Origin of the sequence: Roseateles sp., from assembly GCF_039595595.1 — a bacterium.
Lineage (GTDB): Bacteria > Pseudomonadota > Gammaproteobacteria > Burkholderiales > Burkholderiaceae_C > Roseateles.
Genome location: NZ_JBCNLG010000029.1, coordinates 42389 through 52192, shown reverse-complemented (window position 1 = coordinate 52192; position 9804 = coordinate 42389). Strand labels below are relative to the sequence as shown.

Here is a 9804-nt window from a genome sequence, read left to right as displayed (position 1 = left end):
ACGCGGCAGACTTGGCCGCTATCGCGGCGTTCCTCAGCTTGGTCTTGCTCAGAGGTTTGTCGATTGGCATAAATGCTCCGGAGTCGGGTCATGTTATGCCTCGCACACAAAATTCAGGACAGGCTCGATGGAGCGGTTGCCCCCCCGCTCCATCACACCTATTCCGAGAGTCGCCCTCAGGATCTCACACCGCGCGTCGACTGTCATCCGCGAGCCAGCTTTCACCGGCTGAGCCGCTTCCCTTCCGAGGCTCGCAGAGCCTTGTTCATCCGCAAGCCGTCGGTCAGGTCGCGTGTTCCCCACTTGAAGTCCATCTCAGCTCGGTAGCGATGCAAGTAGCGTTCGCTCACTTGGTGGAACGTCCCGCATCCTCACGAACTGGCAGAGTGGAAGGGGATGACGGTGAACGAGTGGGACGCTGACGTCGGCGTCGATGTGCTGTCCAATGGAAAATACGCGCCCGTCCTCGTGCTCATTCCTCCCGTTTCGGAAGGACTACCGCTCCGTCGAAGGCTGGCGGGAGAGTACGAACATGCGGAACTTGCTCGCATGGCAGTCCTTGACGCCATGGTTGCCATGACGCAAGAATCGTCCGCCCACTGAGATTGCCAAGGCTCATGGTGATGCAGTGCCCCGAGAGGCCGCGACACCAGACTGAACGCGCCGTTGGCGACAGATGGTGTAAACCAGTGCGATTAGATCGGAGATTCGACGGGCGACCATCTAGGGCCGCAGGGCAACACGCCGACCGTTCGGCCCCATCCGAAGAACACGTTTGACGAGCCGCGTTCTTGGTCGGCACGCGACGAAGGGCACGTGTGAGGACCCTCCGTCGCCCCAAGCATTGACTTCCCCGTGACAGTAACTTGACGTCAAATGTCAAGTTACTGTTGAAAGTATCAACTTATTGTTAGCAGCAACCTCTAGGCGGACAGTGCCGCGCATACCTGCCTCACTCCACCGTCACACTCTTCGCCAGATTCCGCGGCTTGTCGACGTCCGTCCCGCGCGCGCATGCCGTGTGATACGCCAGCAGTTGCAGCGGCACCGTATGCAGGATCGGGCTGAGCGCGCCGTAGTGTTCCGGCATGCGGATCACATGCAGCCCTTGCTCGCTATCGATCCGCGTGTCCCCGTCCGCGAACACGAACAGCTCCCCGCCTCGCGCGCGCACTTCCTGCATGTTGCTCTTGAGCTTTTCCAGCAGCGTGTCGTTCGGCGCCACCGTCACCACCGGCATCTGCGCCGTCACCAGCGCCAGCGGCCCGTGCTTCAACTCACCCGCCGGATACGCCTCGGCGTGGATGTAGCTGATCTCCTTGAGCTTCAGCGCCCCTTCCAGCGCGATCGGGTAATGCAGCCCGCGGCCCAGGAACAGCGCGTTCTCCTTGCGCGCGAATTCCTCGCTCCACGCAATCACCTGCGGCTCCAGCGCCAGCACCCCCTGCACCGCCACCGGCAGGTGACGCAGCGCCTTCAGGTGCTCCGCTTCCTGCGCCTCGCTCAGATGCCCGCGCGTCTGCGCCAGCGCCAGCGTCAGCAGGAACAGCCCCACCAGCTGCGTCGTGAACGCCTTCGTCGACGCCACGCCGATCTCCGCGCCCGCCCGTGTGATGTAGGCCAGCGCGCATTCGCGCACCATCGCGCTCGTGGGCACGTTGCACACCGTCAGCGTGTGCTTCATCCCCAGCGAGCGCGCATGCTTGAGCGCCGCCAGCGTGTCCGCCGTCTCGCCGCTCTGGCTGATCGTCACCACCAGCGTGCGCGGATTCGGCACGCTGTCGCGATAGCGGTATTCGCTGGCGATCTCCACGCTGGTGGGGATCTTCGCGATGCTCTCGAGCCAGTACTTCGCCGTCGAGCCCGCGTAGTAGCTGGTCCCGCACGCCAGGATCAGCACCGAATCGACCTCCTTGAAGATCCGGTACGCGCCATCGCCGAACAGCTCCGGGCTGATGCCCGTCACCGCGTCCAGCGTGTTGGCGATCGCCACCGGCTGCTCGAAGATCTCCTTCTGCATGTAATGCCGGTACGGCCCCAGTTCCGCCGCGCCGCTGTGCGCCTGCACGGTCCGCACCTCGCGCTCGACCGTGACGAAGCGGCCCGTCGCCGCATCCTTGTTGCTGATCCAGTAGCGGCCCAGCTGCAGGTCGACGACGTCGCCCTCCTCCAGATAGACGATCTGGTCCGTCACGCCGGCCAGCGCCATCGCATCCGAGGCCAGGAAATTCGCGCCCGCATGCGCGTCGACGCCCACCCCCAGCACCAGCGGCGAGCCCTCGCGCGCACCAACCACGCGGTGCGGCTCGTCCTTGTGGAACACCGCGATCGCGTACGCGCCGCGCAGCTGGCCCACCGCCGTCTGCACCGCCTCCAGCAGGTCGCCGTGGTAGTGGAAGTCGACCAGGTGCGCGATGACCTCGGTGTCGGTCTGGCTGTGGAAGACGTAGCCGCGCGACTTCAGTTCGGCACGCAGTTCATCGTGGTTCTCGATGATGCCGTTGTGGACCAGCGCGATGCGGCCCGGCTGCAGATGCGCCTCGGCACCCGGTCCGTGCGAGAAATGCGGATGCGCGTTGTGCACCGCCGGCGCGCCGTGCGTCGCCCAGCGCGTGTGCGCGATGCCGGTGCCCGCCGCCACGCCGTCCTGGCCGGCCAGCGTCTGCAGCTCCGACACCCGCGAGGTGCTGCGCGCCCGGCGCAGTTGGCCGTCCTGGTGCACCGCCACACCGCAGGAGTCATAGCCGCGGTACTCGAGCCGCTTCAGGCCCTCGATCAGGATGGGAACGATGTCTTTCTGGCTGACTGCGCCGACGATGCCGCACATGATGGTCTCCCCGGATGCCCGGATGAATTTGCGAATGGCGGGATGCTAGGCAGGTCTTGAAGTCAGTTGCTTTCAACGTTTTGCGAATAGTGAAAGAATCCATCATCGTTTGATGAACCAGGCATATCCTTTCACCATTGGACATTTCGTGGAATCTTCTGTCACCCTGGACGCCGTCGACTTGCGGGTGCTGGACCTGCTGCAGCAAGACGCTTCGCTGTCCAACCAGGCTCTGGCCGAACGCGCGCATGTGTCGCCAGCGACCTGCCTGCGCCGCGTCCGGCGGCTCGTCGAGACCGGCGTCATCGAGAAGCAGGTCGCCATCCTCTCGCCGGAGAAGCTCGGCGCGGGACTGTCCGCGCTGGTGGAGATCACCCTCGACCGCCAGGGCGCCGAGCACCTCGATGCCTTCGAGGCCCTCGCCATCGCGGCGCCCGAGGTGCAGCAATGCTGGCGCGTCGCGCCCGGGCCGGACTTCGTGCTGGTGCTGCAGGTGCCGGACATGCCGGCGTATCACGCGCTGGTGCAGCGGCTGTTCACGCAGCATGCCAACGTCCGCAACGTGAAGGCCTTCTTCAGCGTCAAGCGCGCGAAGTTCGAGCCGCGCCTGGCCCTGCCAGCGGCACGCCCCTGAGGGCAGTCCCCGCCGCTGCCGCCGTGAACTCCCTCGCCCCCGCGAGGGGGAGAGCGGATGACTGCGCCGTCAGCGCTTGAGGATGAGCAGCCCCTTGAGGTACTCGCCCTCGGGGAAGTAGATCGTCTGCGGATGATCCGGCGTCGCGCCGACGCGATCCAGGATCAAGCCATCCGTGCCCGCGTCGATGCCGGCGCCCGCGACGATCTTGTGGAACAGCTCCGGCCCCACGCCGCCCGAGCACGAGAACGTGAACAGCAGCCCGCCCGGCTTGAGCAGCATCAATCCCAGCCGGTTGATGTCCTTGTAGGCGCGCGCGGCGCGCTCCGCATGCGCCGCCGTCGGCGCGAACTTCGGCGGGTCCAGCACGATCGCATCGAACTGGCGTCCCTGCTTCAACAGGTCGCGCAGCGTGTGATTCACGTCCGCATCCAGCGCCGTGTGATGCGCCGGATCGAAGCCGTTGAGCGCCACATGCGCCGTCGCGCGCGCCAGCGCCGGACCCGACGAATCGACGCTGATGACTTCCGTCGCCCCGCCCGCCAGCGCCGCGACCGAGAACCCGCCCGTGTAGCTGAAGCAGTTCAGCACCGAGCGGCAGCCGTATTGCCGCACCACCTCGGCGAACTTGCGGCGGTTGTCGCGCTGGTCGAGGTAGTACCCGGTCTTGTGCCCCTCGGCCACATCCAGGCTCAGCTTCCAGCGGTTCTCCGAGATCACGAGCTCGGTCCCGCCCTCGCCGCGCAACCAGCCGGTCACGGCGTCCATGCCCTCGAGCGTGCGCACGTTCGCGTCGGAGCGCTCGTACAGCCGCGACAGCCCGGTCTGCGCGAGCAACTGATCGGCGATGGTCTGCTTCCAGCGCTCCATGCCCGCGGACAGGAACTGCGCGCTGAGCGTATCGCCATAGCGGTCGACGATCAGACCCGGCAGGCCATCGGCCTCGCCATGGATCAACCGGACCGCGTCCGAATCGATCGGCATGCGCGCGCGCAGCGCGATCGCGGCGGCGATGCGGCGCTCGAAGAAGGCCGCGTCGATGCGCTCCTTCTCATCGAAGCTCCACGCGCGCACGCGGATCAGCGACTCGGGGCTGAACGAGGCCCAGCACAGGAACTGACCCTCGGCGGACTCGACACGCACGGTCTCGCCGGCGTCGGCCTTGCCCTTCTCGATCGAACCCTGGAACACCCACGGATGGCGGCGCAGCAGCGAGCGATCCTTGCCCGGGCGCAGACGAATGACTTTCATGGGGCGCGATTGTCTCAGCGCTTCTCCGCCGGCCCCAGCGTCCCGAACGCCCAGCCGATGTTCAGGCTGACCATCGGCGTGCTGTGCCGGTCGCCGCGCAGCGCCTTCCACTGGCCCACGCCCACCTTCACGCGCAGGCGGTCCTTGCCGGTGCCTTCCCACTGGCCCCACAGCTCGCCCTGCGTCACCGCGCCGCCGCCGACCTGCACGCCGCCGCCGCCGGCCGCGCCGATCAGCGCCTCCGCGCCCACGCGCATGCCGCTCCACTTCGGCGACTGCGCCCCCATGCCGAACATGCCGTACGAGAACGCGCCCGCCTTGCCCAGCGCCGCGCTGCCCGCCTGCGCCACGCCGTACCAGGGGCCGCCGAAGTCGCGCGTCATCCCCAGCCCCAGCCCGGTCACGCCGGCCCGCGTACCGTCCTTGAAGACGAACTCCTTGAAGTGCGGCACGCTCATGTACCAGGTCTGCGCCCGCACCGTGCCGGACTCCAGCGGCGGGCTGCTCAGGATGCGCGACACCTTCTCCAGCGGCAGCGCCAGCGAACCGCGCACCTGCAGCGAGTCGTAATGCCCCCACGGCGCCTTCATGTAGCCGGCATCCAGGCGCAGCGTCGGGCCCCACGGCGTGATCCAGCGCAGCGTCGGCCCGACCCGCACCAGCCAGCCATTGCCGGTGTCCATGTCGCCGCCGCCGCCCAGGCCGAACGAGACCTGCCCGCCCACGCGCAGCCGCTCGCTGCCGATGCCCCAGTCCTGGCCGGCATTGGCCAGGATCTCCATGTAGCCGTCGTGTCCGCCCGCCGCGGCGCCTGAAGCCTCCAGGCCCCACCACGACGCGCCGTTGCCGAAGTACTGCCGCAGGTCCGCGCCAGCCTTGCCCTTGCGGCTGTTCAGCGGCACGCCGCCACGCGTGCGGCTGCCGCCGCGCGGCTTCTCGACACCCGCGCTGATCGCGATCTCGTCGAAGCCCATGCCCGTGCGGTCGCCCGCCCGCCCCGGCGCGCCTGAATCGCTCGGCGAGAAGCTCAGGAAGCGGTCCATCCGGCCGATCGTGAAGGCCACGCCGGTGTCCTTGATGTTGCCGCTGCCATTGGGGAAGGCCACGTGCGACACGCCCACGCCGGCGTACCAGTTGCCGAACTCGCGCCGCAGCGACAGCTCCGGCCGCAGCATCAGCCCGCCGCCCGGGCGGATCTTGTCCGAACTGACGCCGCCGCCAGCGCCGGCATACAGGCTCGCCGCCAGGTGCCAGTCCTGCCCGAGCCGGAAACGCCGCTGCACGTTGAAGCCGACCGTGAACAGGCCGCCGAACTCGCCCTGCGCCGCGCCGTACGCGGCCGGGCCCAGGCCCCAGTCCTCGTTGATCGCGACCATGTAGCTCGCGCCCAGGAACGCCGTCTTCTGCCCCGTGGGCATCGTCATCGGCGTCCAGTTCAGCTCGAAGGCGGCGGGCCGGCTGTCCGTCGCCGTGACCAGCTTCGGGCCGGCCGGTGCCGATGACGGCGCCGCCTCACCCGCGTGCGCATGCGCCTGCAGTTGCGCGGCCAGCAGCGCCGAGCACAGCAGCAGCGGACGGGACGGGAAGTTCGAAGCGGTCGGGACGAAGCGGATCATCGGGATCAATCGGTTATTTCTTGCGGGCACGCGGGTGCGCCGCGTCGTAGACCTGGGCCAGGTGCTGGAAGTCCAGCCGGGTGTAGACCTGCGTGGTGCTGATGTTGGCGTGGCCCAGCAGCTCCTGGACCGCGCGCAGATCGCCGCTGCTCTGCAGCAGGTGCGACGCGAACGAGTGACGCAGCATGTGCGGATGGACATGCGTGGGCATGCCCGCGGCGAGCGCGCGCTGCTTCAAGCGCTTGCGGACCTGATCGGCGCTGAGCCGGCGGCCGCGCGGACCGACCAGCAGCGCCGGCTCGTCCGCCGCCGCCCACTGGCCGCGCAGCGCCAGCCATTCGCCCAGCGCCTTCATCGACGCGCTGCCCAGCGGCACCGCGCGGAACTTGCCGCCCTTGCCCAGCACCTGCGCCTCGGCCGCGTCCAGCGCGATCCAGCCGGCCGCCGCCGCGTGGTGGCGCACATCCAGGCCCACCAGCTCCGACACCCGCAGCCCGCTGCCGTAGAGCAGCTCCACGATGCAGCGCTCCAGCGCCTCCACGGCCGGATCGGCGGGGTCCTGATGATGCTCGGCCAGCCGCACCGCGTCGTCGACGCCGAGCGCCTTGGGCAGCGGCCGCCCCTGCTTGGGCGCGTGCAGGTCGGTGATCGGGTTCGCGTCGACCAGGCCGTTCTGGCCCAGCCAGCGGTACCAGCCGCGCCACGCCGACAGGATCAGCGACAGCGTGCGCGGCTTGAGCCGCTCGCCATGCAGCTTGGCCAGGAAGCGCCGCGCCTGCGGCAGCGACAGGCGCAGCAGGTCCAGCCCCTCGGCCGCGGCGAAGCCGCTCAGCCGCCGCAGCGCGTCCGCATACAGCGTCAGCGTGCGCTCCGCCAGGCGGCGCTGCACGCGCAGGTGATCGAGGTAGCGCTGCTGCCCGTCAGTCAGGCTGGGCGGCGGCATGCGGATCGGCGTCCAGCAGACGCGAGAGCGCGGCGCTCGCGATCTCGCCGACGCGGGACAGGAACTCGGTGCCCATCTCGGCCGTGTAGCGCGTCGGATCCGGCGAACCCAGCACCAGCAGCCCGAAGGGCTGCGCCGGCGCGCCCGCCGTCAGCGGCACCAGCGCCAGCGAGGCCACGTCATCCTCCAGCCAGCGCGCCGCCTCGAAACCCGAATTGATGCCGCAGTACGGCTGGTTCAGGCTGCCGACGAAGGTCTTCACGTCCGCGCTGACCTCCGCCGCGAACGGCGCCAGCGCATGGCCGGCATCGACGTTCCACAGGCGCAGGTTGGCCTGCGGGATCAGGAACTGGTGGCGCAGCTCGCGCAGCAGCACCTCGGGCAGCTGGCGCTCGTCGCGCGTGAGCATCAGCGCCAGCGTCCAGCGGTGCAGCCGGTCGGCGATCGCGACGTTCTCCTGCCCGTTGCGGATCATCTCGACGATCTTGTGCTCCAGGCCGCGGATCTTCTCGCGCAGCAGCTCCGCCTGGCGCTCCTGCAGCGAGACCGCGCGCTGCCCGTGCGGATGCGAGATCCGGACGTTGGCCAGCAGCTCGGCGTGACGTTCGAAGAACGCCGGGTCATTCGCCAGGTAGTCGGCGATGTCTTGTTCGGTGATGCCTTCGATGCCGCTCACAGTTCGATTTCTCCTTCAAAGACCGTCTGTGCCGGCCCTGTCATGTAGACCGGGGCATCGAGCCCCGGGCCGCCCGGCGTCATGCCGGCCCATTCGATGCGCAGGTCGCCGCCGCGGGTGTGCACTTCCACCGCCTCGTCCAGCCAGCCGAGCCGGATGCCGGCGACCACCGCCGCGCACGCGCCGGTGCCGCAGGCCAGCGTCTCGCCGGCGCCGCGCTCATACACGCGCAGCTTCACCTCGCGACGGCTGATCACCTGCAGGAAACCGGCATTCACCCGGCGCGGGAACGCCTCATGGTTCTCGACCAGCGGGCCAACGATGGCCACCGGCGCATGGTCGACGTCCTCGACCCGCTGCACCGCGTGCGGATTGCCCATCGACAGCACCGCGACCTCGGCCGTCATGCCGTCGCCCAGGTCCAGCGGCCAGCGCGCGTAGCCGCCATCCACGCCATCCGCCGGCCGGGCCGTCGCGCGCGCCGGATCGAACGGGATCGCAGGCAGGTCGAAAACCGGCGCCCCCATGTCCACCGTGACGCGGCCATCGTCGCGCAGGCGCAGCTCGAGCAGCGCGTTGATCGTCTGGACGCGGATGGTGCGCTTGTCGGTCAGCCCCTTGTCGACGACGAAGCGCACGAAGCAGCGCGCGCCGTTGCCGCACTGCTCCACCTCGGAACCGTCCGAGTTGAAGATGCGGTAGCCGAAGTCCACGTCCGGCGTCTTCGGCGCCTCGATCACCAGCACCTGGTCGCAGCCCACGCCGAAGCGGCGGTCGGCGACGCGCCGCAGCTGGTCGGCGCTCAGCGGCATCGGGTGGCGCGTGGCGTCCAGCACGACGAAGTCGTTGCCGGCGCCCTGCATCTTGGTGAAGCGCAGTTTCATGGGGGCGGATTATCGGGAATACAGCGACGGCTCGCCGGGCGGCCGCGTCTTGAATCGCTTGTGGACCCAGAAATACTGGGCCGGGTGTTCGCGGATGCGGTCCTCGAGCCAGCGGTGGAAGCGCAGCGCGTCAGCCTCCACATCGCCGCTGGGGTAGCCGGCCAGCGGCTCATGGGCGTGGATGACGATGCCCTCCCCCTTGGGCAGCATCGTGACGATCACCGGCTGCACCACCATCTTCATGGTCTCGGCGATCTTGGCTGGCGCCAGCAGCGTGTTGGCCGGCACGCCGAAGAAGGGCACGAAGGCCGAATCCTTGGGGCCGAAGTCCATGTCCGGCAGGTTCAGGAAGGAATAGCCGTCGCGGATCGCCCGCAGGATGCTGCGCACGCCCTCCTGGCGGTCGACCAGCTTGGTCGTCCCGAAGCGCGATCGGGCCTTGCGCAGCGCCTCGTCGAACAGCGCGTTGCTCTGGCGCTGGTAGATGCTGGCGCCTGGGCGCGACTGGTTCAGCATCAGCGCCGGGCCGATCCAGTCCAGGCCCACGAAATGCGGCATCAGCCACATCACCGGCCGGTCGACCTGCTCGGACAGCTTGATGTTGCCCTCGATGCGCATCAGGCGCAGCAGGCGCCGGTCGGACGCGTACCAGAGCAGGCCACGCTCGAGCAGGCTGCGGCCCAGCCAGCCGAAGTGCTCGCGCACCAGGGCCTGGCGCTCGGCCAGCGGCTTGTCGGGGAAGCAGAGTTCCACGTTGCGCAGCGCGACGCGCCGGCGCGATCCCGCGACCCGGTGCAGCAATGCGCCCAGTCCCCAGCCGAGCGCGGCCAGCCAGCGCAGCGGCAGCCAGTGCAGCAGCCAAAGCAGCGCGATCAGCGCATATGTACCCAGTTTTCCCATCCACCCATCCGTGGGCCCTTTCGGGCCTTTCCTATAATGCGCGCCCATGTCGCCGAGTTAATCTGGACAACTT

Annotated in this window: 8 protein-coding genes; 1 reads left to right on the top strand and 7 read right to left on the bottom strand. The window is 68.7% G+C overall.

Annotation, left to right across the window (positions count from 1 at the left end; all coding sequences use genetic code 11):
* Positions 1 to 952 precede the first annotated feature (952 nt).
* Entirely contained in the window at positions 953 to 2827 is a 1875-nt protein-coding gene (gene glmS / locus ABDW61_RS22975) for a glutamine--fructose-6-phosphate transaminase (isomerizing) (protein ID WP_343642083.1), read from the bottom strand.
* A 148-nt stretch (positions 2828 to 2975) separates the two neighbouring features.
* Here glmS and ABDW61_RS22970 point away from each other — a divergent pair, with 148 nt between their 5' ends.
* The gene (locus ABDW61_RS22970) at positions 2976 to 3461 is read left to right on the top strand and encodes an Lrp/AsnC family transcriptional regulator (protein WP_343642081.1); all 486 of its coding nucleotides are present in this window, start codon (positions 2976 to 2978) and stop codon (positions 3459 to 3461) included.
* Between the two features lie 69 nt (positions 3462 to 3530).
* On the opposite strand, the gene ABDW61_RS22965 is transcribed toward ABDW61_RS22970, so the two are convergent.
* The 6 genes from ABDW61_RS22965 to ABDW61_RS22940 are packed head-to-tail and all read right to left on the bottom strand — an operon-like array spanning position 3531 to position 9731.
* Positions 3531 to 4712, bottom strand: a complete 1182-nt coding sequence (locus ABDW61_RS22965) for a class I SAM-dependent rRNA methyltransferase (protein ID WP_343642079.1) — start codon at positions 4710 to 4712, stop codon at positions 3531 to 3533.
* 14 nt (positions 4713 to 4726) lie between these two features.
* Positions 4727 to 6328, bottom strand: coding sequence for a hypothetical protein (locus ABDW61_RS22960; RefSeq protein ID WP_343642077.1), 1602 nt, complete (start codon positions 6326 to 6328; stop codon positions 4727 to 4729).
* Between the two features lie 13 nt (positions 6329 to 6341).
* Positions 6342 to 7271 (bottom strand): tyrosine recombinase XerC, encoded by a 930-nt coding sequence (locus tag ABDW61_RS22955; protein WP_343642075.1) that lies wholly within the window; start codon positions 7269 to 7271, stop codon positions 6342 to 6344.
* Positions 7249 to 7947: a DUF484 family protein gene (locus tag ABDW61_RS22950; protein WP_343642073.1), complete on the bottom strand. Its 699-nt coding sequence runs from the start codon at positions 7945 to 7947 to the stop codon at positions 7249 to 7251. Before ABDW61_RS22950 ends, ABDW61_RS22955 begins: the two co-directional genes overlap by 23 nt.
* Complete coding sequence (dapF, locus tag ABDW61_RS22945; protein WP_343642072.1) at positions 7944 to 8831, bottom strand: diaminopimelate epimerase; 888 nt, start codon at positions 8829 to 8831, stop codon at positions 7944 to 7946. The genes ABDW61_RS22950 and dapF overlap by 4 nt, the downstream gene beginning before the upstream one ends.
* Before the next feature lie 9 nt (positions 8832 to 8840).
* Positions 8841 to 9731 carry a lipid A biosynthesis acyltransferase gene (locus ABDW61_RS22940; protein ID WP_343642070.1) on the bottom strand — a complete coding sequence of 297 codons (891 nt, stop codon included), beginning with the start codon at positions 9729 to 9731 and terminating at the stop codon, positions 8841 to 8843.
* Positions 9732 to 9804 lie beyond the last annotated feature (73 nt).